Source organism: Deltaproteobacteria bacterium (assembly GCA_016709225.1).
GTDB classification, from domain to species: domain Bacteria; phylum Myxococcota_A; class Polyangia; order Nannocystales; family Nannocystaceae; genus Xiheibacterium; species Xiheibacterium phototrophicum.
This window is the reverse complement of record JADJEE010000012.1, coordinates 831,198-852,107: the sequence shown is the minus strand read 5'-3', so window position 1 is coordinate 852,107 and position 20,910 is coordinate 831,198. Positions and strand designations below refer to the sequence as shown.

The window sequence follows — 20,910 nt, the reverse complement described above, 5'->3', positions numbered from 1 at the left end:
CTCGCCAGCGCGGCCGTGCCTGCGGCATGCTGCGGGCGGCCGTCCCTTTGCCGAGCCCACCGCCACCCGCCACGCAGCCCGCACCGTCCGCGTCGTCACGCGCGACGTGGATCGTCGCGGTCGTGCTCGTGTCGTGCGTGTGGGCCGTGCTGCGCCTGGCGATGACGCGTGAGTACGGCCCCGCGAGCTGGTCGGCGCTCGTCGAGCTGCGCGCGCCGCTGCCGTTCGGCCATCGCGTGTTGATCCCGCTCTTGGCGCGGCCGTTCGTGCATGCCGGCGCGCCGGTGGCGTGGGTGTTCGGCGTCAGCGAAGCCCTCGCGACCATCGCCTTGTTGCTCACGCTCGCGGCTGCGCTGCGCGACGATCTACCGCTGCGCGCCGCCCGTCTCGGGGCAGTGCTGGTACTGCCGGTGCTCTCGCTGCCGCTGTTGCTCGCGCACCGCTGGCCGATCTTCTACCCGTGGGATGCATGGGCGATGGTCGCGATCGTGCTCGGCACCCACGCGCTGCGTCGTGGTCGCACCGTGCTCGCATTCGCGGTCGTGATCCTCGGTGCGCTCAATCGCGAGAGTGTCGTGCTGGTGCCATTGGTCGGTGCCATCTTGCGGCTCGACAGGGAGTCGCTGCGCACCAACCTCGCGCGCACGGTGCTGCTGCTGTTCGCCTACGTCGGCGCGCGTGCGGTGTTGCCGTGGCTGGCACCCGAGGCCCGTGGCGCCGCGCTGCACGTGATGCTCGGCGACGAGCTGCGCCTGCACCACAACCTTCGCTGGCTGGCCGAGCCCGCCAACATCGCGCAGTGGTGGGGCAGCGTCGCGATGCTCCCGCTGGCATGGTTCGCGGTGCGGCGGGTGGCCCCGCGGGACCTGGTGCGCATGCACGCGCCGCTGTTGGTCGCGCTGTGCGGGTTGCTGGTCGTCGCCAACGCCTACGAGCCGCGGGTCTACGCCGAGCTGATGGCGATCGCGTGGTGGGTGGTCTGGGCCGGCGCGTGGACGTGGGCGAGCGAGCGGCCGCCCGCCCCGGTCGCCACGGACGCGGGGGTGTGGCTGCGGATGTATGATCGTTGGGCCGTCGCGGTGGTGATCGCGGTGGCGGCAGTCATCGCCGTCGCATGGCTGTGACGGGTGCTTCGCAGCGGCGAACGACGTGGAGGTGAGCCCGTCGCGGTATCGGTACATCGGGCGCGAGCGTGCGGGCATGGTCCGAGTCCGAGGCCGACGACGGCGTTGCTCGGCACGCTCTCGCGCCGCCGTCCCAGCCGGACACGTCTGCGGCGGACTTGCCCCAATCGCTCGCGCTCGCGGCTATCCTTGCCCCGTCGTGGCCGGGACCGATGCTCTCCACTATGGTGCGCTCGCGCCGGACGATGCGCCGGCGCTGCGCGAGCTGCTGGGCCGAGCCTTCGGTGTGACCACGGCCGAGTGCGAGCCGTGGTTCGACCTCGCGGGACGCGACAACATCCGCGTGGTGCGACGCGGTGCGGTGGTCGAGGGCGGCTGCATGGTGTTGCCGATGGGGCAGCACTTCGGCGGCGTGGTGGTGCCGACGGGTGCGATCGCGGGCGTCGGCGTGCGCACGGATGCTCGACGCGGCGGCGTCGCGACGCGCATGATGACCGAGGCGCTGCACGAGCTGCATGCCCGGGGTGTCCCGCTGTCGACGCTGTATGCCTCGAACGCGGAGCTCTACCGCCGCGTGGGCTACGAGCACGCCGGCACGCGATTCGCCGCGACCGTGCGCCCCCGCGAGCTGCCGTTCCACGAGCGCAGTGGCAGCAGCCGCGATCTCGTCGGCGCCGACAGCATCTCGGTGCAGCGGCTCTACGAATCGGTCGCGCGCCACCGCAATGGTCACATGGCGCGCACCGAGTACCTGTGGCACCGCCTGCATCGCGTGCGACACGGCATCGCCGCGCAGGGCCTGCTGCTGCACGACGACGACGGCGCACCCGAGGCCTATCTGTTCTGGCGCCTGCACCGACGCGAGATGTTCCACCGCCTCGAGGTCACCGACTGGGTCGCGCTCACGCCCCAGGGGTACCGCAGGCTGTGGAGCACGATCGTCGATCTGCGCACGATGATCGACGACGTCCGCTTCTATACCGCGCCCGCCGATCCGATGCTCCGCGTGCTACCCGACCCGCGGCTCGAGGTGCAGCTCGAGGCGGCGTGGATGCTGCGCATCGTGGACGTCGCCAAGGCGATCGCTGCCCGCGGCTACCGCAGCGCGCTGCGATTCGCGCTGGGCCTGCAGATCCGCGACGATGTGATCGCTGCCAACGACGGCACGTTCACCGTGGAGTTCGCCGACGGCCGCGCCAGCGTGTGCAGTGGTGGCAAGCCCGAGGTGCACCTCGACGTGCGCACGTTGGCATCGATCTACAGCGGCTTCGTCGACACCGGCACCGCGATCGCACTGGGGCAGCTGCAGGGCGACCCCGCCGCGCTCGATCGCCTCGCGCTGGCGTTCGGCGACGGCGCGCCGTGGATGCCCGAGATGTTCTGACCCGGCCGGCCTCGGGCGTGCGCTTGGCGGGCGCGCGCCACGGGCGCTGGGCAACCCCGCGGGCGTCGGGTTAAACCGTCCACATGTTCGCGGAACCTCCACGGTCACCGATGACGTCGATGCGCCCGCTCTTCGCAGTTTCGATCCTGGCCGCGACCGTCGCCACCGCCGCGTGCGGACGCGCGCCCGCCCAGCCCGCACCCGCGCCCGCGCTCGTGGCCGCGCCGACAGTGGGGACGACGTCGTCGTCGCCACCGTCGGGCACGTACTCGGTGTCGACGCGCGTCGTGACCGACGATTGCGGCGTCGCCACGGCATCGACCCAGCGCGGGCTCCTGGTCGCGGCTGCGGCGGAGCACGGCGTCGTGCGGATCAATGTGCCGATGCCGACCGCGTCGCCGGGCGGGGCGACCACGACGGCGCGCTCCGACTTCACGCTCGGCGCGGCCCCGCGCGTGCACGAGACGACGCCCGACCCCGCGTGCCCGGCGTACACGGTCACGCGAAGCACCGAGCTGCGCAACGCGGGCGCGGAGGGCTTCGAGGTCGTCGCGACGACCTCGTACGGCGACGCGGGTGCGTGTGCGAGCGCGGCGCCCCAGCGGTGCACCACCTCGGTGATCCACCAATTCACGCTCACCGAGTTCGCGTGTTCGGCCGAGTGCAGCCGCGGCCATCGCTTCGTCGACGATCCGCAGGGAGGGCCGCCGCAGTGGCAGGTCGAGTGCCGCTGCTCGTGATCGCGAGGCTGCGAGCGCGTTGCAGGCCGGCATGCGGGGCCACCGGAAGCCACCGGAAGTCACTTGTCATGGCCAGCCGAGCAGGGTCCGCGCGCGACCCCGCATCGGCAGCAATGCCTCCTCGGTGCGCAGCCCCAGCCCGCGCGCCAGCTCGTCGAGGTGTCGCATCCAGGGCTTGTACGGCATCGAGTTGTCGCTGCAGCACGGCACCACCGCGAAGGGCACGCGGTGCCGGGCGGCGTACTCCACGATGATCCGCGTTGCGCCGTCGGCATGCATGCCGACCACGAGGTCGGCATCGCAGGGCTCGTCGAGCGTGAACTCGCGCTCGGCGAACGGCACGTCGAGGTGCTTGTGGCGTCGATCGAAGCTCAGACACCCGCGTCCCCGTGCGGTGAGCGCGGCGTTCAGCTTGCCCATGCCGCCGGCCACGTCGTAGACGCGCCTCGCGTCGGGGAACCGCCGCACGAGCAGGTCGGCGAAGAGCTCGAAGCGCTGGTGATCGGCCATGGCGGCCGCCCGAGTGTACGACGCGACCTGCGGAATCGCCGAGGCTGCCGCGGGCGCCCCCGCCCGTTGGAACAAGGGCCCTGCAGCGTGCGTCGACACCCCACGCGTGGGATCTCGTCGCCTTCGACGCGCGGTGCTCGGGCTCGCCAGCCTGCTCGCGTGTCGTCAACACGCCGAGCCGATCGAGGCGCCGCCTTCGGCCCCACCGCCGTGCGGCGGCTTCGACTGGCCGGTCGGACCACCGGATGCGTCGGGCTACTACGACGCACAGCCCTTCGGCGGCCTCGAGGCCCACCTCGGCGAGGACTGGAACGGCAACGGCGGCGGCGACTCCGACCTCGGCGATCCGGTGTTCGCGATCGCCGACGGTGAGGTCAGCTCGGCGCGGCACGAGGGCGAGGGATGGGGCAACGTCGTGCGTGTCGTGCATCGCTGTGGTGACGGCGGCGAGTACGAGTCGCTGTACGCCCACCTCGATGTCATCGCGGTGGAGCTCGGGGCTCCGATCGGGCGCGGCACGCCGCTCGGCGCCATCGGGACCGCCGACGGCCGCTATCTGGCGCACCTGCACCTCGAGCTACGCACGCGGGTCGGCGCGCCGCTGGGGGGTGGCTACGGGACCTCGGCGGACCACGTCGCGCCGTCGACGTTCATCGCCGCCCACCGTCCGTGAACGACGCGCGCGACCGCATGGTCGATCGCGGTGCGTCGCGAATCACTGCAGGTCGGCGCGCTCCTCGTAGAGCACGCGTTGCTCGGTCCAGCCCATGCGCGACAGCGTGAGGGTATCGAACGTGATGGTCTCGGGTTTGGCGGGCGCGGGCGCATCGACGGCGATGATGCGATCGACCCCCGGTCGCGGACCGATCAGCGGCACGACGTAGGTCTCGGTGCCGTGGCCGAAGGCGATGGCGTCGCTGGTCGTCGGCGGGTCGGGTGGGATCACGTGGAAGAACACCACCTCCGCGCGGACCTCGACCCCAGAGGTCCACACCGTGCCGCCGCGCTCGAAGTGTCCCAGGTAGATGTCGCCCACGAGCTCGAGGTCGCCACCGCCGGCGAGCTGCGAGAGATCGAAGGGCGCGGGCACGAAGGTGATGATCGGCTGTGACGCGAGTTCGCGACGCCAGGCCTCGAGGATGGCTGGATCGCGCGGGTGCAGCCGCAGCACCGCCTGCACGTCGTGGGGCGCCTCGTACATCGGCAGGTGCGAGGCGTAGAGCGCCTCGCGTCCGAACAGCACCATGCCGTGCACGCCCGGCCGCGCGACCACGACCGCGTCCGCGGTCGGCGTGGTGCCAGGCGGCGAGGTCCCCGGCGGTGTCGTCGACGCGGGTGCGCGGCAACCGGCGAGAAGCGCGAGCAGGACGGCGAGGCGATGGTGCATCGCGCAGCAGCATGCCCGGGGCCCGACGCCGCGAACAGGCGACGCGTTCCCGTCGACCTCAGGCGCTCGCGCGGCCGCGACGAGCGACCCGCCGCGCGGCCGCGCCCGTGCGCACGACGATCACTGCGATCGCGAGCCACCCGAGCCAGCCGGGCGCGTCGTCGCTCGAGGCGACGGCGCAGCGGTCGTTCTCGGCCGGCGGCGCGATGTCGAGGCAATCGCACGCGCCGCACTCGGGGCCGATGAGGTCGACGCCGGTGGCGTCGCGGACCCAGCACAGCGCGGGGTAGGGCGTGCCGTAGTAGCCGCCCTTGCCACACGGCCTGCCGCCGCGCGAGGTGATGCCAGCGAGTCGCCGCGTGCCGTCGGGCAGCACCACGAACGCGGGTCCACCCGAGTCGCCTGGGCAGGTGTCTTCACCGCTGCCGCCGGCGGTGAACTCGGTGCCCTTGGGTGTCAGCTTGCGCAGCGTGGTGTCCACCGATCGCTTGCGACCGGCGTTGTAGACCATGTCCTCGGTCTCGTGATCGCCACCGTAGCCGACCAAGGTGAGCGGCGTGCCGGCGGTCATGTACGCGTCCCACTGGTCCTGATCGGTGATCGGTGCGGGGTAGCCACCTGGCACGGAGAAGTTCGCCGGCAGCAGGACGTAGCCGTAGTCGAAGATGTCGTTGCGGCACTCGTGGCAATAGTCGGGGTGGGTGCCCCAGCCGCTGGCCTCGATGCGACCACCGAACACGTCCTTGCCGTAGTGGACGAATACGCGGGTGGCGTCGGTGGTGTCGACCAGACAGTGGGCGGCGGTGAGCACCAGCCGAGGCGCGACCACGGTGCCGGTGCACAGCTCGTCGCCGATCGTGATCGCGACCACCTCGTCGAACTCGCCGGTGTCGGTCGGATCGCCACCCATGATCGGCGTCGAGGGTGGCGGGGTGTCGCTCAGGCGATCGATCGGTGCATCGACGGGCCCCTCGGCCGCGACGAGTCGCGGCAGCAGCGACACCGCTGCGACGCACCAGCACCACCACAACCGCGATCCGAGCATCGAAATCAGGCATAGCACCGGCGCTCGGGCTTGTCGTGCGTGGGCGGGTCCGTGCATCACCGACGATGTGTCGAGTGACGAGTCCCGTTGCGGTGCGCTGTAACGCTTCGCCCGTTCGAGCAACTAGGGTGGTTCATCCACGCGGTGCCGCGCCGGCGATGGTCGGCCGCGCGCGTGCGATGCTTCGCGAGGAACCCCGTGCGGCCACGGCCCCGCCGCGATGGACGCGCACGGGACGGTCGGGGTATCCTGACGCGCGCGCGCATGAGCGATCCGAAGCAGCCAGACCAGCCCGACCACGAGCCCGGCGGTGAGGATGGCGGGCGCTCGGCCCCGTCGGCGCCGGGTCGCGCGCCGACGCAGCCGGTCGGCGCCGTCGGCCTGCCGGGTTCGAAGCCGCGCGTGGTCGACGTGCCGAGCACGATGCCGGTGGTCCCCCGGGCCGATCCGACCGCGCGACGCATGCTGGTGATCGCCGGCGATCGCGTCGGCACCCACCTGCTGCCCGACACCGGCGAGGTCCGCGTGGGCCGTGGCGAGGACGCCGAGCTACGCATCGACGACCCCTCGGTGTCGCGCGAGCACGCGCGCCTGTTCTTCGAGAAGGGCAAGCCCGTGATGATCGCCGACGCTGGTAGCAGCAACGGCACCCGCGTGCGGGGGAAGGCGCTGACGGCGGGCCAGAAGGTTGCGCTCGCGCCCGGCGAGACCTTCGAGGTCGGCTCGGCGCTGCTCATGCTGCAGTCGCCGTTCGCGTTCGACGACGGCCAGGCCGCCCGTGGCGAGGGCGGCATCGTCATCGAAGACCGCACGATGGCGGGCATCTACCAGCTCGCCGAGCGCATCGCGAAGTCGACCATCAACGTGCTCTTGCTGGGCGAGACCGGCGTCGGCAAGGACGTGCTCTCGCGTCGCATCCACGCGATGTCGCCGCGAGCCGACAAGCCGTTCCTGCCGCTCAACTGTGGCTCGCTGTCGGAGCAGCTGCTCGAGAGCGAGTTGTTCGGCCACGAACGCGGCTCGTTCACCGGCGCGGTCGAGGCGAAGCAAGGCCTGCTCGAGGCCGCCGATGGCGGCACCGTGTTCCTCGACGAGGTCGGCGAGTTGCCGCTGTCGGTGCAGGTCAAGCTGTTGCGCGTGCTCGAGGAGCGCCAGGTCCGACGCGTCGGTGGCATCCGCTCGCGGCCGTTCGACATCCGCTTCATCGCCGCGACCAACCGCGATCTCGGCGAGGCGGTCCACAACGGTGGCTTCCGCGCGGATCTGTTCTATCGCCTCAACGGCATCTCGCTGACGATCCCGCCGCTGCGCCAGCGCGTGGGCGAGATCGACGGGCTCGCGCGGCGCTTCGTGGCCGACGCCAGCACCCGCGCCGAGCGAGGACGTGCGCCGGACATCTCGCCCGAGGCGATGGCGTGGCTAGCCAGCTACGCGTGGCCCGGCAACATCCGCGAGCTGCAGAACACCATGGAGCGCGCGGTGCTGCTGTGCAGCGACGACGTCATCACGCTCGATCACCTGCCGCCGACCACCGGGCCGTCGGGCCCCGGACGCGGCGTCGACGGGCGAGACAGCGACGACGGCGATCCCGAGCGGCAGAAGATCCTCGACGCGCTCGAGAAGTGTGCCGGCAACCAGACCCGCGCCGCGCGGATGCTCGGCATCTCGCGCAACACCTTGTTGGCGCGTCTCGATGCGTACGGCGTGGCGCGGCCACGAAAGCCCACCAAGTAGGGCATGGCGTCGGCGCGCGAGTCGTCGGCGCCCGTCAGTCCGAGCGCAACGCGTAGCCGAACCGCGCGAGGTCGCTGAGGGTCGGGTCTCGCAGGGTACTCGCGTCGACCTCGATGACGGTGCCCAGGCGCGAGAGCGCGGCGCGATCGAGGCGCGACAGATCGCCCGACACCGTCAGCACCTTCGGCACCGTCGCGAACTCGGCCCGTCGAGCGCGCAGCTCGGCGGCGCTGAGATTGGCCAGCGCGGTCCACTGCTCGAGCGCGGGATCGTGGTCGAGGCCGATGCCCGCCCAGCTCCACAGGTAGCGCGCAGCGTCCAGCCCGGTACGCCGCTGGGCGCGGAGCACTCCCTCGGCGAGTCCCCGGGCGCCCATGAAGATCTCGTCGTCCATCGGGTTCGACAGGCGCGCCACGAGGTCGGCGAGCACGACCGCCGCGTCGACGGACTGGCAATCGGCGCCATCGAGTGTCCACAGCGCGGCGCCATACAGCCCGTCGGCGAGCGGCATCGAGGTATACGACGCAGGCTCGCGCAGCTCGGGCATCTCGCGATCGGAGCCGACGAAGCGCAGCACCTCGTCGCGGGCGCGCGCGTGGCCGTCACCCACGGGCAACACGACGCCGACGTCGACGCGGGTGCGACCGAGTGCCGGCGCGTCGAGCAGCAGCACGACCGTGCGTCCGTCGGCGCGTGGTCGCGGGAGCACCGGTGCGCGCGTGTGCCCGCCCGGTGGCGGCGGCAGGTCGCCGACGCGCGCGCGTGCATCGGGCCCGGCGAGCAGGAGATCGGGTGCTGCCGCCCGCGTGCGTCGCAGCGACGCTTGCAGCAGCTCGGGGGTCGCGCGGGTGAGCGCGGCGTCATCGGGCAAGTGCGCATCGACACCGTCGTCGCCGAACCACGCCGCGATCGGGAACGCTTCGGCCATGCTCTCGGCGCTGCTGCGCAGGCGTTCGCGGGCACCGCGGGTGTCGTCGAGTGCGCGTGCGGCCGCGCTCGTGCCCAGCTCGCCGCTGCCGAGCGCGGCGATGCTGGCCCATGCGGCCGGGAGATCCTCGGCCGCGAGCAACAGCTCGATCTCCAGCTCGCGCGCACCGCAGCGCAGCTGCATCGCCGCGCCGTCGCGCTCGCCCCGGGGCGCAAGCTCGTTCACGCGTGCGCGCCACGCATCGCAGCTCCATGGATCGTCGGCGACGCCGGTCGGCAGCACCCACGCGAGCCGGAACACCGGCACGTCTTCGTCGACGGCGATGACGCGGCCCTCGCCCCACGGCTGGACCAACGCGTCGCGACCAGGCGCGAGGAACTGCGGCTCGAGCACGCTGGAGGGCGCGCTGCGCAGCGCCTGTGCCAGCGCCGACGGGCCCGGGGCACCGCTCGCGTTGCTCGCGAGCTCGAGCGACGGTAGCGGCTTCGCGGTCGGGGGCCCGGGCTCGCGTCGGACGACCACCGCGGGGTGGTCGAGCAGCGTGCGCGCAGCGACGGGGATCGCCGCCGGCGACATGCCTTCGCCGCGCAGCGACGCGAGATGGTCCTGCCAGCTGCGGCGTCGTGCGAACGCATCGGCGATCGCGGTGGCGAGGCCGCGGGAGCTGGAGATGCTGGTCAGGCCCTCGCGTCGCTGCTGGCGGTGCGCGCTCGCCCACGCGGTGGGATCGGGGCCCTGCTCGGCCCACGCGGTGAGCATCGCGAGCACGGCCGCCTCGGCGTCGTCGAGATCGTGGCCTGGGGTCGGCGTGACCGCGAGCTCGAGGGTGTACGGGGTCGCGTCCTGGGGCACCCAGCGCGCGCGCCCATCCGCGGCGAGCCACTGCTCGGCGAGTGTCGAACGCTGCAGCATCACCAGCAGCGGCGCGGTGATCTCAGGGGCGAGGGTCGCCGGCCACGCGAAGCTGACCTGCGCGGGGCCATCGTCGATCACGTGGACTCGAGCGTCGGGCTCGTTCGCGGGAATCCGACGCGGGGGCAGCTCGGCGGGCTCCCAGTCGCCGAACGCCTCTTCGAACAGCGGCATCACCTCGGTCGCCGTGACGTCACCCACCAGCACGAACGCAGTGTTGTTGGGGCGGTAGTACCGGCGGTGGAGGTCGACCATCTGCGCAAAGGGGATCTTTGCGAGTGCGTTCGCGACCACGTCGGCCGCCAGCGGCCAACCGGTCTCGTCTCCGATCGCGCGATCGATCGCCACCCGCAGCGCATCGTCGGCGCCGACGCGGCGGGCATTCAGATCGTGGCCGAGCTGGCCGAGGAAGCGGCGGAACGCAGGGCGTCGCAGGCGCTCGGCCTGCATCTGCACCCACGCACGCAGATGCGGGCGCGGGATACCCTGGCTCACCGCCGAGCCCGGCGGCAGCTCGTTGGCGATGGTGCCGAAGCCGAGCTCGGCACCGAGCGTGTAGTCCTCGAGGTCGACGATCCACGGCCGTGCCCGCTGTCGGATGCGGTGGGCCTCCGCGAGCTTGGCGTCGCGCTCGGCCTCGGTCATCTGCGGTGTGATCGCGGCCAGCACTGCGTGCTCCTGCGCGCGCACGGTAGCCTCGGCGGCGGGATCGATGCTGCCGAGCAGCTCGCTGTCGCCGAGCGTGTCGCGGAGCAACTCGGAGACGCCGGCCTCGTCGGCGCGCTCGTCGGTCGCGTCCACGCGCACGACCACCGCGGTCTCGACCAGCGGCACGCCGGGTCGCGGCGCGAGATGGATCGTGAGCCCGTTGCGCAGCCGGTGGCTGGTCACGTGGGTCGGGTCGTCTGGTAGCGGCGCGGGCATCGTCGCCGGCAGCTCGGAGGCCGCGACGATCGGCGCCCACGGGTCGACCTCGCTCGGCAGGGCGACCGGGGCTTGCGCGGCCGCCGACACCGGCGGCTCGCGGGCGAGCAGCGCGATCGTGAGTCCGGCGGCGCCGATCGTCCCCGCGGCCGCCAACCAACGGGTCACCGTGCGTCGCTCGGCGCGTGCGACGTGGGGTGCGAGCCCGTCGATGAGCGCGTGCATCGACGCGAAGCGATCCGCGGGCGCGTACGCGAGCCCGCGCCGCAGCAGCGCGTGCACGCTCCGCGGGACCTCCCGTCGTGGGCGCTCGGGGGGGTGACGCTCGCGGCCGCGGATTGCATCGATGCGCGCGGTCGCGGTCGCGCCCGAGAACGGGCGCTCGCCGTACAAGGCCTCGTACAAGGCCACGCAGAACGCGAACTGATCGGCGCGGTGGTCGACGCGCTGCCCCGCCATCTGCTCGGGCGCCATGTACGCGGGCGTGCCCATGACGGTGCCGGTCACGGTCGCGTCGGCGAAGAACGGGCTGCGGGCCATCGCCTCCTGCGAGGCCGAGGGCTCGCCATCGCTCGGCAGCTGCTCGAGCGATGGCGACGCCTCGCCGCTGGCGCGCGCGAGCCCGAAGTCCATCACGCGCGCTCGCCCGCCCGCGTCGATCATCACATTGTCGGGCTTGTAGTCGCGGTGCACCAGGCCGACATCGTGGGCGGCGGCGAGGCCCCGGGCCGCCTGCAGGTGCATGGCGAGCAGCTCGGGCACGCTACGGGGGCGCTCGCGCTGCCACTGCCGCAGCGTCTCGCCGCGGACCAGCTCCATCGCAATGAACAGCTGCTGCGCGTGCTCACCGACCTCGTAGACGTGGGCGACGTTGGGATGGTTGAGCCGCGCCATCGCCTGTGCCTCGCGCATCAGTCGCTGGCGCGAGGTCTCGGAGTCGGCGAGCTGCGACTGCAGGAGCTTGATCGCGACCTCGCGATCGAGCGCGTCGTCGCGGCCGGCGTAGACCAGGCCCATCGCGCCGGCGCCGAGCCGTCGGACGATGCGGTAGCGACCGACGACCACCGGTGCGGCGTCCGCTGGTGCGCCGAGCAGTCGCTGCTGCGCGCGCGCGAGTAGAAACTGCGACTCGACCCCGGGCGCGTGCTCGATGGTCTCTGCGTCCGGAGCCGGTCCACCCTCCGGCACCGCGTCGGCGTCGCTCGGCTCGTGCTCGCGCATGGCTGGCCCAGTCGAGATGGTACGGCGAAGCGCGGCGTCCGCGTCGAGGCCGCGGCTGAGGTGGGGGTCGAAGGGCCGCCCGCCGGCGCCGGAACGGCGACGGTCGCGTCGCGGGAACCTCGGCCGGGGGCCTGGATCGCCCGCCCGCCGCGTCCCGGCGCGGTAACATCCGCGGTCGAGCATGCGTCCGACTGCCGTGCAACCCGACCCGACCCGTCGCTTCCGCAAGGTCGCCTTTGTCGAGGGCGTGTCGCTGCTGCTGCTGCTGTTCGTCGCGATGCCGCTCAAGTACGCCGCCGACCTGCCGCTGGCCGTGCGCGTCGTCGGCTCGCTGCACGGCGCGCTGTTCCTCTGGTACGTGTACGAAGCGATCGACCTGCGGCTCACCAAGCAGTGGACCAACGTGCGGCTGCTGGTCGCGCTGGTGGTGTCGTCGATCCCATTCGCAACCTTCTGGTTCGACGCGCGGCTGCGCCGCGAGCTCTCGCCCGCGACGTAGCAGTCCGCGATGCCTACGGCTGGTTGGCAGCGATGCGGCTCTCGCCGAGCTCGCCGAGCAGCACGTCGGTGGCCTTCTCGGCCACCATGTAGATCGGCATCACGATGAAGAAGCCGGGGATCTCCGGGAACACCGAGGCATCGACGACGCGCAGGCCGTCGACGCCGCGCACGCGGAAGTGGCTGTCGAGCACCGCCATCGGGTCGTCGTCGCCGCCGATCTTCGCGGTGCACGAGGCGTGGTGGCCCCACGCCTCGTCCTTCACCCACGTCGCGATCTCGTCGGCGCTGCGGACCTCGGGCCCGGGCCAGATCTCGTCGTAGCGGCCCAGCAGCGGTGCGCCCATCAACAGACGCGCCTTGCGACCGATGTCGCGCACGAAGCCGACGCCCTTCACCATGGCATCGAGATCGTGGTCGTCGGCGCCTCCGGCCGTGGTGCCACGGTCGAAGTAGTGGAAGTCGATGTGTGGTCTGTCGAACGGGTTGGCCGACGCGAGCGTCACGGTGCCCGCGCGATTGCGGGTGTGGCCCTTCAGGATCAGCCACGTGAAGAGGCTGCGATCGGCGAGCGCCTCCTGCGAGTAGCCCGGCTCGTAACCAGCGAACTTCCCCGGCACGCCGAAGATGAAGAGGTCGGGATCCGGCAGGTCCCGCGACGAGCGCTTGACGATCGTGATCGCGCCGCCGTTGCTCTGATAGGGCCCCTCGCCGTCCTGCCACTGTTCCAGGCAGGGGTCGCGGTCGGGATCCTGGTCGAGCGTGCACTCCCCGAGGATCGAGAAGTCGCCGCGGGTCTTGCTCACGACGCCGACCTCGTAGCGATCCTGCAGGTTCTCGCCGACACCGGGCAGGTCGACGCGCGGCTGGATGCCGAACGACTCCAGCTCCTTGCGGGGCCCGATGCCGGAGAGCTTGAGGATCTGCGGGGTGTTGAAGGCGCCGGCGGCGACGATCACCTCGCGGCTCGCGAGCATGCGTTGGCGCGGGCCACCGTCGCCGGTCGCAGGCGCGGCCGGGTCGGCGCGGTAGACATGTTCGCCACCGACGAAGTCGACGCCGACGACGTGCGGGCGTCCGTCGGCGCTGGGCTCGTCGGCGTAGACCAGGTTGGTCACGAACGCACCGGTCTGGATCGTCAGCGGGAATCCGGCCGCCTGGGTCTCGCGCAGGTACTCGCGCACCGCGTGCCGCTTGCCGTCCTTCATCGCGAGCGGGAACGGATACACGCCCTCGACACCGGGGCCCTGATCATTGATGTCACGACCGAGCAGCGACTTCAGCTCGCCGAGGTCGCTGAACAGCTGGCCGAGCGAGCCCTTGCCCGTCGCGTCGACGAACGCGAAGACCCCGGCGCTGACGACCTTCTGCAGCTTGAGGTCGAACAACGCCAGATCGGCCGCAGCGCGCTCGTTGCCGAGCCAGCGGAACACGCGGTCGGCGTAGGGCTGCATGCGATCGGCGGTCCACGACGCGTCGCCGGTGAGCTCGGCGATGCGGTTCCAGTCGCTGTCGTGGGGGATGATGCTGATGAGCGCGTTGTGGGCGGTGCATCCGCCGAGCGTGCCGGCGCGGGGATAGAGGATGCCGACCGGCTGGCCGTTGGCGTCGCTCACCATCTTCGAGTCGCGATTGGCCTGGGCGTCGTCGCCGTAGTGATCGACGAAGTAGTCCCAGCGCATCTCGGGATCCTCGGTCGAGAAGCCGTGGTACGCCGGCACTTGGTAGTTGGTGTTGCCGCCTTGATCGCTGCCGGCCTCGAGCAGCAGCACGCGGTGGTTGTTGCGCGCCAGGTTGGCCGCCAGCGGCCCGCCGCCCGCGCCCGAGCCGACGATGATGAACTCGAAGTCGTCGGGTCCGCCGAGCGCGTCGCACTTGCCGTCGACACAGACCTTGCCGGCATCGCTGGCCTCGCCGTCCTCATCGTCGCAGGCGGGTGTCGAGGTGACGAGGCCCAGCGCCGCGAGGACGCCGAGGCCGCGGTGGATGCGGGGAGCCGTGACGGCTTTCGTCGAGTGATCGTGCATGGTGTTCGGCTCCCGTCAGTTGGCGTCGCAGGCCGCGACCAGGGCGATATCGGCGTCGGCGCAGGGGTAGTCGCCGTCGGCGGCGCCCCACGCCGCGACGGCGTCGCAGTCGGCGAGCTCGCCGACGCACGCGAAGACCTCGGCCTGCGCCGCGGCGCACGCGGGGCCGTAGGCGTCGGCGGCCGCCAATGCGTCGGCGCAGCTGGTCGTGCAGATCTCGGCGCCGCCCTCGATGCAGCCGCCGGCGAGTGCACAGAAGTCGGTGCACACGCTCGCGGTGGGGGTCTCGGAGCATGCGGCCTGTGCGTCGTGGTCCTCCGCCTCGCAGGGGTGGCCGACATCGCCGGCCTGCCACGCTGCGGCGCCGTCGCAATCCAGCGCGGCGACGCAGTTCAGCGCGGCATCGAACGCGCTCGCACAGGCCTCGCCGAGCTCGACCGCGTCCGCGCGGGTGGCCGCGCACTGCAGCAGGCAGTCGTCCTCGCCGACACCGAGGCAGCTCGACACCACGGCGCAGCGCGCATCACAGGTTGCCGAGGGCGAAACCCCGAGGTCGGCGCGCGGCGGTGGCAGGTCGAGCTTGCCGAGCGGGCCGCCGTCGTCGAGGCCCTCGACATCGTCACACTTCGCGCCGACGCACGTGGGGCCACTGGCGGCGTCGTCGGGGGCGGTGGAGTGACAGGCGGGCAGCAGCAGCGCGCCGAGCAGCGCGTGAGGTCGCATTCGTCGAAGTGCCATCATCTCGGATCGTTCCAGCCCAGGGTGGTTGCGAGGGTTGCTGCGACGCGGTCGATGTCGGTGGTCGGGTCGCCACACATCGCGCGGAGGATCAGGCCGCACAGCACCAGCAAGACGTGGTCGCGGAGGCCTTCGTTGCCGGTGCCGATGATCTCGCCGATGGCACGGGCGTAGCGCTCGCGAAGCGCGGCGACCGTGGCCGTCCACGCCGCTGCGGTGGCGTCGTCGTCGATCTGCCCGGCGTACTCGACGAGTACGCGATAGTGGGTCGCGAACAGCTGCACGCGCTGCTGCAGCGTCCGCAGCAACAGCTCGAGCCGCGCGCGAGGCTCGCTCGATGCGCTCATGAGGAGGCGCGTGCCGACGTCGACGTCGGTCTCGACCGTGGTGTGTGCAACGGCCTCGAAGAGTGCCGCCTTGCTCGGGAAGTAGTGGTAGAGGACGCCGGTGGAGACCGAGAGCTCGCTCGCGATCTGCCGCATGTTGATCGCCGCGTAGCCGGCGCGAGCGAACAGCGGCGCACAGCGCAGCGCGAGCGAGCGTCGTTGCTCATCGTGGTCGAGTGCACGCGCCATCGGTTCGGGTGCGGATACATAACGAACGTTCGGTATGTATGCAAGTGCGCGATCCGAATATGCTTTCCCGCCCGATCAGAACGACGTTCGAGGCGCGAGTGCGCGCGTCGGTGGGCACGGGGACACGCCCGCGAGGCGGGCCGTCAGTCGTTGCAGAAGGCGCCCTGGGGCCGCGCCGCGATGCGGCGTGCGAGGGCATCGCGTGCGGGTTGTCCACCCCGCGTCACCGCTTCGAGCTCTTCGGATCGCAGGGTCGTGATCGCGACCATGCGCGCGCGCCCTTCCGGGAGCGTCAGCCACCGCGGCACGGTGTCGTCGTCGGCGCCGAGCAGCAGGCCGACGCGGCCGCTGGCGGTGCGTGCTGCGGGTGCGAAGGCGCGGCCATCGATCTCGATCGACAGCGGGCCCAGCGTGTCGATCATCGTGCGGACCGTGCCGTGGCTCGCGACCGTGACGCTCACGGCCTGGATTGCGGCCTCCGCCCAGCTGCCGATCACCAGTGGCAGCGGCGATGTGCTGCCGATCCAAAGCTCGAGGCCGAGGCCCACGCCGTGCTCGTCGTCCCACGGATCGGACAGGCCGTCGCTCACGAGGATGGTGCCGCGCGGCGCACGGATCACGCGCCAACGCGGCGTGGAGGGCCAGCGCGCCGAGACCCGCGCCAGTGGTCCCGGCAGCATCGTGAGCGGCTCCGGCTCGACGCGTCCGAGCGACGCCCACACGCTCGCGCGTGCCTGCGTGGCCGCGGCGACGCGATCGGCGTGGGCAGCGTTCATCGACGGCAAGGGTAGCGGACTCCAGGACGCAGCGAGGGGCCGCCGCGGACCGCGGCGACCGAGCGGCGCGGCCACGGGGCACGGCGCCGCGGCGCGACGCTGGCGATTAAACCGTTGCCGCCGACGTGGAACACCCACGCGCGAACCCCCCGCGCCCCGTCAGGACCTTCCATGCCGTCAGCCCCTCCGCGCCGCGCCGCTGCGTCGTCACCCACCACCCACACCGGCGTCGCGTTCGGACTGCTCGCCACACTGGTGGGCTGCGGCGAGCCGCCGACCACCTTCGTCGGCGCGCCGAGCAACCCCGAGGTCACCACCACCGCAGGTAGCTCGTCGAGCACCACGTCGCCCGCGGTCGACAGCGGCGAGGTCGATACATCCACCGCGGGCGACGACGGTCGCGAGAGCAGCAGCGGCCCCGACCCGGGCGAGGACGGCTCCAGCGGTGGCGAGCCGCCCGAGTGCGACGACGACCGCGATTGCGGTGGCGATCGTCACTGCGACGTCGACAACGGCACCTGTCACGCGTGCATCACCGACGCACACTGCGAGGCGGGCGAGGTGTGTCGAGCCGGCGGCTGCACGCCCGGCTGCAGCGCGACCCAGCCCTGTCCCGCCGCGCTCGCGTGTTGTGACGATGCGTGCGTCGATCTGCTGGGCGACACGGCGAACTGCGGCGGCTGTGCGGTTGCGTGCGCGCCGAGCCACGCGCAGGGCCTCTGCGATGGCGGGGTCTGCATGATCGCGTCGTGCGACGACGGCTACGACGACTGCAATGACGCCGCCAACGACGGCTGCGAGATCGCCGGTACCTGCATGTGCACGCCGGGCCAAGCCTACGCCTGCTACACCGGCGCGCTCGCGACCCAGGGCGTCGGCGTGTGCGCGGACGGTCAGCAGACCTGCAACGCCGAGGGCACCGCGCTGGGTCCTTGCGTCGGCCAGGTGTTGCCCGCACTCGAGGTCTGTGGCAACGCCGCCGATGACGATTGCGACGGTAGCGTCGACGAAGATCCCGATCTCGATGGCGACGGCTGGACGGCGTGCGGCGGTGACTGCTGCGACGAGGTCGGCGTCGGTTGCTTCGCGCCGACGTTGGTCAACCCCGGTGCCTTCGAGTTCGCCGGCAACGCGGTCGACGATGACTGCGATGGCGTCGTCGACAACGCGCTCGCGGCCTGTGATGGCGGGCTGGCCAGCGACTCCGCGAGCGCGGGCGACTTCGCCAAGGCCATCGACCTCTGCCGCGTCACGACGCTGGCGCCGGCCGAGCCCACCGATCGGACCTGGGGCTTGATCTCGGCCGAGTTGCTGCGCGCCGATGGCAGTCCGAATCCCGCCGCGGCGTCGCGAGCGATCCGTCCGGGGTTCGGCACTGCGATCACACCCCATGCTGGCAGCGCGCTGGCGATGTTGTCGACCGGCCACGCCGCCGATCCCAGCGACGTGAGTCCCGGCTACGCCGCCTTCGAGCCGGGCACCGCAATGGGCACGTCGAGCGGCATGCCGGCCGACTGGCTGGCGGCCCACGGCAACGTCGCGCCCAACGCCCCTGGTTGCCCAGGTGCGTTCGTCGATACCGCGTACAACCCCACGATGCTGCAGCTGGTCGTCCGCGCGCCGACCAATGCGAGCTCGTTCTCCGTGCGGTTCTTCTTCCTGTCGTCCGAGTACCCCGAGTACGTGTGCTCGATGTACAACGACACGTTCGTCGCACTGATCGACTCGAGCAGCGGCGCCAATCCCAGCGACGGCAACATCGCCACCTACGACGACGGCACCGACGTCTGGCCCATCGGCGTCAACATTCTCGACGCCGCAGACGGCCTCTTCACCGCGTGCAGCAACGACGACGCGTCGCAGTGCATGCCGCCGGGCAGCACCCACTACGCCGGCTGCGAGTCGACCGCCGAGCTCGCGGGCACCGGCTTCGACACCGTCTTGTGGGGCAGCAGCTGTGCGTACGGGGGCCAGATCGGCGGGGGTACCGGGTGGCTGCGCATGCGTGGCAACGTCGTGCCGGGTGAGCTCGTCACGCTCCGCTTCGCGATCTGGGACACCGGCGACGAGATCCTGGACTCGCTGGTGTTGCTCGACGACTTCGAGTGGTCGGTCGACGCCTCGCCACCGGGCGTGGTGCCCGGCTGACGAACCGGGGCTGACCCGATCCACGTGCGGCGGTACGCTCGTGCCGAATGAGCGACTCGCGCGTCGTGCTGGTGACGGGGGCTTCGTCGGGGATCGGCCGGGCCATCGCGGTGCGGCTGGCTGCGCGAGGCGACACGGTATTCGGCGGCAGTCGTGCGGGCCGCGAGTGCGGGCCGGGCGTCACGCCGGTCGCGATCGACGTCGACGACGAGCGCCAGGTGGCGGCGGCGATCTCGAGCATCGTCGCGCAGGCGGGGCGCATCGACGCGGTCGTGAACAACGCCGGCTTCGGGCTCGCCGGTGCGGTCGAGGACACCACCGTCGACGAGGCGCGCGCGCAGTTCGAGACCAACCTGTTCGGCGTGATGCGGGTGTGTCGTGCAGTGCTGCCCCTCATGCGCGCGCAGGGGCGCGGTCGCATCGTCAACGTCTCGTCGATTGCCGGTCGCATCGCGATCCCGTTCCAGGGCCTGTACAGCGCCAGCAAGGCCGCGCTCGACAGCCTGAGCGAGGCGCTGCGCCACGAGCTGGTCGCCCACGGCGTCCACGTGAGCGTCGTTGCACCCGGCGACTTCCGCACCGGCTTCACGACCGCGCGCCGGATGACCGCGGCCAGCACTGCGGACTCGGCCTACCACGGGCGCTGCAGCGCCGCGGTCGCGGTGATGGCCCGCGACGAGCGCAACGCCGCCACGCCCGAGGCCGTCGGCGAGTGCGTGCTCGCGATCCTCGACGCGAGCGCACCGCGGTTCCACTACACCGTCGGCCCCTTCATCCAGCGCGCGGCGGTGTGGCTGCGACCCTGGCTGCCCGCGGCATTGTTCGAGTGGATCATCCGTCGTCTCTACGCGGCGTGACGGGCTGCTACGGGCAACCCGGGTAGCTGGGGTCTGCGTTCTCGCAGCGCGCCGCGGCGGTGAACAGCGGCGCGACGCAGCTGGCGAGGATCGGGGTGTCGGTGCTGTGCTCGAGCGCCCGCACCGCGCGACCGCCACAGCCGACCCAGTGGCCCATCTCGTCGTCCTCGCCGTACGCGATCGCGCGCGCGCTCGGATCGCCCTCGAAGGCATAGGTTGCGAGCGCATCGATGCGGCGCCACACCGCCCAACGATCGACCGCATTCAACACCGCCTGGTCGTTCATCGCCGGGCCCGTGCCGGTCATCGGCACGCCGTGCGGCGCCGACAGACCGCAGCCATCGCAGACGTCGGTTCGCACCATCAGCCACGCCTTCTCCATGCCGGCCGGCAACCGGTTCCAGATGTCGTCGACTGCGATCTGGTGATCGTTGGCCTCGTCGTCCGCGTAGACCTGGACGACGGTGCGCACGTCGTCGGGCAGCGTGTCGTAATCTTCGCCCCACGAGTACCAGGGCGCCATGATGAACATGAAGCGCCCCTGCGCACCCCAGCCCTGCTCGACGAACGCACGCCGGGCCATCTCGGGCGTCGCGCCGCCACCGAACGAGTGGCCCACGAAGCCGACACGCGTGAGATCGAGGCTGTCGGCGAATGCGGTCGCGGCGGTCGCGAAGCCGGTCCACAGGCACTCGTAGCGATCGAGATTGTCGTCGTCGACGTCGGGCACCAGCGGATACGGCACGTACACCACAGCGAGGCCGCGCCCGGCGAGGTGGCGCAGCGTCTCGTCGTAGTACGGGACGGGGGTGGTGGCTCCGAACGCATGCGAGAAGAACAGCACCGGGGGGTCGTCGACGCCCGTCGGGCGATAGATGCGGATCGGGCCCGGCGCGGTCGGGTGGGGGTTGTCGATGGCCTGGACATCGATCGCGATCTCGACCTCGTTGCCGTAGCCGTCGTCGGGGCCGAGCGCGGCCGCGTCGTCGCACGGCATCGGTAGTGGATCCGGTCCGCACATCGGCGCGTCGTCCCCGGTGGTGCCGTCGCCGCTCGAGCCGTCGTCACCGGCGGTGGCCGTGGCGTCGCCGCTGGTGCCGTCGACGTGTCCGGTGCTCGCACCGTCGGTCGTGGACGTCAGCGTGTCGACGGAGGTGGCCGGCGTGCCCGCCGAGGTCGACGAATCGGTGGCGCTGCTGCTCCCGCTGCTGCCGGCGGCGATCTGGCCCGGCTCCGATCCGCAAGCGAGCACTCCCGCCAGGACGAGGGCGAACACCGTGGGGTCGTGGAGGACTGCGGCCAGGCCGCGCGGCGAAGGGGACAGAACGCGCACGGGCGTCGACGGTGCAACTGCCTCGCCAGCCGCCTGTCGAAGCGTCGAG

17 protein-coding genes are annotated in these 20,910 nt (G+C 71.9%); 8 read left to right on the top strand and 9 right to left on the bottom strand.

Features of this window, described 5'->3' with window-relative positions:
• Positions 1–122: 122 nt before the first annotated feature.
• The 3 genes from IPH07_28500 (at position 123) to IPH07_28490 (ending at position 3,248) form a co-directional block, all read left to right on the top strand.
• A complete protein-coding gene (locus IPH07_28500) occupies positions 123–1,124 on the top strand; it encodes a hypothetical protein (protein ID MBK6921372.1) in 1,002 nt (333 codons plus the stop codon).
• Between the two features lie 199 nt (positions 1,125–1,323).
• Positions 1,324–2,508 (top strand): GNAT family N-acetyltransferase, encoded by a 1,185-nt coding sequence (locus IPH07_28495; protein MBK6921371.1) that lies wholly within the window; start codon positions 1,324–1,326, stop codon positions 2,506–2,508.
• Positions 2,509–2,618: 110 nt separating this feature from the next.
• On the top strand, positions 2,619–3,248 hold the full coding sequence (locus tag IPH07_28490) for a hypothetical protein (GenBank protein MBK6921370.1): 630 nt from the start codon (positions 2,619–2,621) through the stop codon (positions 3,246–3,248).
• A gap of 66 nt (positions 3,249–3,314) precedes the next feature.
• Here IPH07_28490 and IPH07_28485 read toward each other — a convergent pair whose 3' ends face one another.
• Positions 3,315–3,758 (bottom strand): hypothetical protein, encoded by a 444-nt coding sequence (locus tag IPH07_28485; protein MBK6921369.1) that lies wholly within the window; start codon positions 3,756–3,758, stop codon positions 3,315–3,317.
• Between IPH07_28485 and IPH07_28480 the strand changes: the two genes are divergently transcribed.
• A complete protein-coding gene (locus tag IPH07_28480; protein MBK6921368.1) occupies positions 3,757–4,431 on the top strand; it encodes a M23 family metallopeptidase in 675 nt (224 codons plus the stop codon). The two genes, IPH07_28485 and IPH07_28480, sit on opposite strands and share 2 nt — an antisense overlap.
• Before the next feature lie 42 nt (positions 4,432–4,473).
• Here the strand turns inward: IPH07_28480 and IPH07_28475 are convergent, their stop codons facing one another.
• Both IPH07_28475 and IPH07_28470 read right to left on the bottom strand, forming a co-directional pair.
• Positions 4,474–5,145 (bottom strand): hypothetical protein, encoded by a 672-nt coding sequence (locus tag IPH07_28475; GenBank protein ID MBK6921367.1) that lies wholly within the window; start codon positions 5,143–5,145, stop codon positions 4,474–4,476.
• Positions 5,146–5,203: 58 nt separating this feature from the next.
• On the bottom strand, positions 5,204–6,190 hold the full coding sequence (locus IPH07_28470; protein ID MBK6921366.1) for a trypsin-like serine protease: 987 nt from the start codon (positions 6,188–6,190) through the stop codon (positions 5,204–5,206).
• Positions 6,191–6,613: 423 nt separating this feature from the next.
• Here IPH07_28470 and IPH07_28465 point away from each other — a divergent pair, with 423 nt between their 5' ends.
• Positions 6,614–7,924, top strand: a complete 1,311-nt coding sequence (locus IPH07_28465; GenBank protein MBK6921365.1) for a sigma 54-interacting transcriptional regulator — start codon at positions 6,614–6,616, stop codon at positions 7,922–7,924.
• A 34-nt stretch (positions 7,925–7,958) separates the two neighbouring features.
• On the opposite strand, the gene IPH07_28460 is transcribed toward IPH07_28465, so the two are convergent.
• The gene (locus IPH07_28460; protein ID MBK6921364.1) at positions 7,959–11,909 is read right to left on the bottom strand and encodes a protein kinase; all 3,951 of its coding nucleotides are present in this window, start codon (positions 11,907–11,909) and stop codon (positions 7,959–7,961) included.
• Between the two features lie 181 nt (positions 11,910–12,090).
• On the opposite strand from IPH07_28460, the gene IPH07_28455 reads away from it, so the two are divergent.
• Positions 12,091–12,408 (top strand): DUF3817 domain-containing protein, encoded by a 318-nt coding sequence (locus tag IPH07_28455; GenBank protein ID MBK6921363.1) that lies wholly within the window; start codon positions 12,091–12,093, stop codon positions 12,406–12,408.
• 13 nt (positions 12,409–12,421) lie between these two features.
• On the opposite strand, the gene IPH07_28450 is transcribed toward IPH07_28455, so the two are convergent.
• From IPH07_28450 to IPH07_28435, 4 genes are all read right to left on the bottom strand, one after another.
• The gene (locus IPH07_28450) at positions 12,422–14,434 is read right to left on the bottom strand and encodes a GMC family oxidoreductase N-terminal domain-containing protein (protein MBK6921362.1); all 2,013 of its coding nucleotides are present in this window, start codon (positions 14,432–14,434) and stop codon (positions 12,422–12,424) included.
• 15 nt (positions 14,435–14,449) lie between these two features.
• Positions 14,450–15,157 carry a hypothetical protein gene (locus IPH07_28445; GenBank protein ID MBK6921361.1) on the bottom strand — a complete coding sequence of 236 codons (708 nt, stop codon included), beginning with the start codon at positions 15,155–15,157 and terminating at the stop codon, positions 14,450–14,452.
• A 14-nt stretch (positions 15,158–15,171) separates the two neighbouring features.
• The gene (locus tag IPH07_28440) at positions 15,172–15,747 is read right to left on the bottom strand and encodes a TetR/AcrR family transcriptional regulator (protein ID MBK6921360.1); all 576 of its coding nucleotides are present in this window, start codon (positions 15,745–15,747) and stop codon (positions 15,172–15,174) included.
• Positions 15,748–15,890: 143 nt separating this feature from the next.
• The gene (locus IPH07_28435) at positions 15,891–16,523 is read right to left on the bottom strand and encodes a hypothetical protein (GenBank protein ID MBK6921359.1); all 633 of its coding nucleotides are present in this window, start codon (positions 16,521–16,523) and stop codon (positions 15,891–15,893) included.
• Positions 16,524–16,694: 171 nt separating this feature from the next.
• On the opposite strand from IPH07_28435, the gene IPH07_28430 reads away from it, so the two are divergent.
• A complete protein-coding gene (locus tag IPH07_28430) occupies positions 16,695–18,671 on the top strand; it encodes a choice-of-anchor L domain-containing protein (protein ID MBK6921358.1) in 1,977 nt (658 codons plus the stop codon).
• Between the two features lie 47 nt (positions 18,672–18,718).
• Positions 18,719–19,528: an SDR family oxidoreductase gene (locus IPH07_28425; protein MBK6921357.1), complete on the top strand. Its 810-nt coding sequence runs from the start codon at positions 18,719–18,721 to the stop codon at positions 19,526–19,528.
• A gap of 7 nt (positions 19,529–19,535) precedes the next feature.
• On the opposite strand, the gene IPH07_28420 is transcribed toward IPH07_28425, so the two are convergent.
• Positions 19,536–20,804 (bottom strand): hypothetical protein, encoded by a 1,269-nt coding sequence (locus IPH07_28420; protein ID MBK6921356.1) that lies wholly within the window; start codon positions 20,802–20,804, stop codon positions 19,536–19,538.
• Between the last annotated feature and the right edge of the window lie 106 nt (positions 20,805–20,910).

Bases quoted from the DNA above. Each gene is read 5' to 3' on its own strand.
- IPH07_28470 (MBK6921366.1), bottom strand. From the start codon at position 6,190: ATGCTCGGATCGCGGTTGTGGTGGTGCTGGTGCGTCGCAGCGGTGTCG.
- IPH07_28445 (MBK6921361.1), bottom strand. From the start codon at position 15,157: ATGCGACCTCACGCGCTGCTCGGCGCGCTGCTGCTGCCCGCCTGTCAC.
- IPH07_28430 (MBK6921358.1), top strand. From the start codon at position 16,695: ATGCCGTCAGCCCCTCCGCGCCGCGCCGCTGCGTCGTCACCCACCACC.
- IPH07_28465 (MBK6921365.1), top strand. From the start codon at position 6,614: ATGCCGGTGGTCCCCCGGGCCGATCCGACCGCGCGACGCATGCTGGTG.
- IPH07_28425 (MBK6921357.1), top strand. From the start codon at position 18,719: ATGAGCGACTCGCGCGTCGTGCTGGTGACGGGGGCTTCGTCGGGGATC.
- IPH07_28435 (MBK6921359.1), bottom strand. From the start codon at position 16,523: ATGAACGCTGCCCACGCCGATCGCGTCGCCGCGGCCACGCAGGCACGC.
- IPH07_28485 (MBK6921369.1), bottom strand. From the start codon at position 3,758: ATGGCCGATCACCAGCGCTTCGAGCTCTTCGCCGACCTGCTCGTGCGG.
- IPH07_28475 (MBK6921367.1), bottom strand. From the start codon at position 5,145: ATGCACCATCGCCTCGCCGTCCTGCTCGCGCTTCTCGCCGGTTGCCGC.
- IPH07_28455 (MBK6921363.1), top strand. From the start codon at position 12,091: ATGCGTCCGACTGCCGTGCAACCCGACCCGACCCGTCGCTTCCGCAAG.
- IPH07_28460 (MBK6921364.1), bottom strand. From the start codon at position 11,909: ATGCGCGAGCACGAGCCGAGCGACGCCGACGCGGTGCCGGAGGGTGGA.
- IPH07_28440 (MBK6921360.1), bottom strand. From the start codon at position 15,747: ATGGCGCGTGCACTCGACCACGATGAGCAACGACGCTCGCTCGCGCTG.
- IPH07_28480 (MBK6921368.1), top strand. From the start codon at position 3,757: ATGGCGGCCGCCCGAGTGTACGACGCGACCTGCGGAATCGCCGAGGCT.
- IPH07_28490 (MBK6921370.1), top strand. From the start codon at position 2,619: ATGACGTCGATGCGCCCGCTCTTCGCAGTTTCGATCCTGGCCGCGACC.
- IPH07_28450 (MBK6921362.1), bottom strand. From the start codon at position 14,434: ATGCACGATCACTCGACGAAAGCCGTCACGGCTCCCCGCATCCACCGC.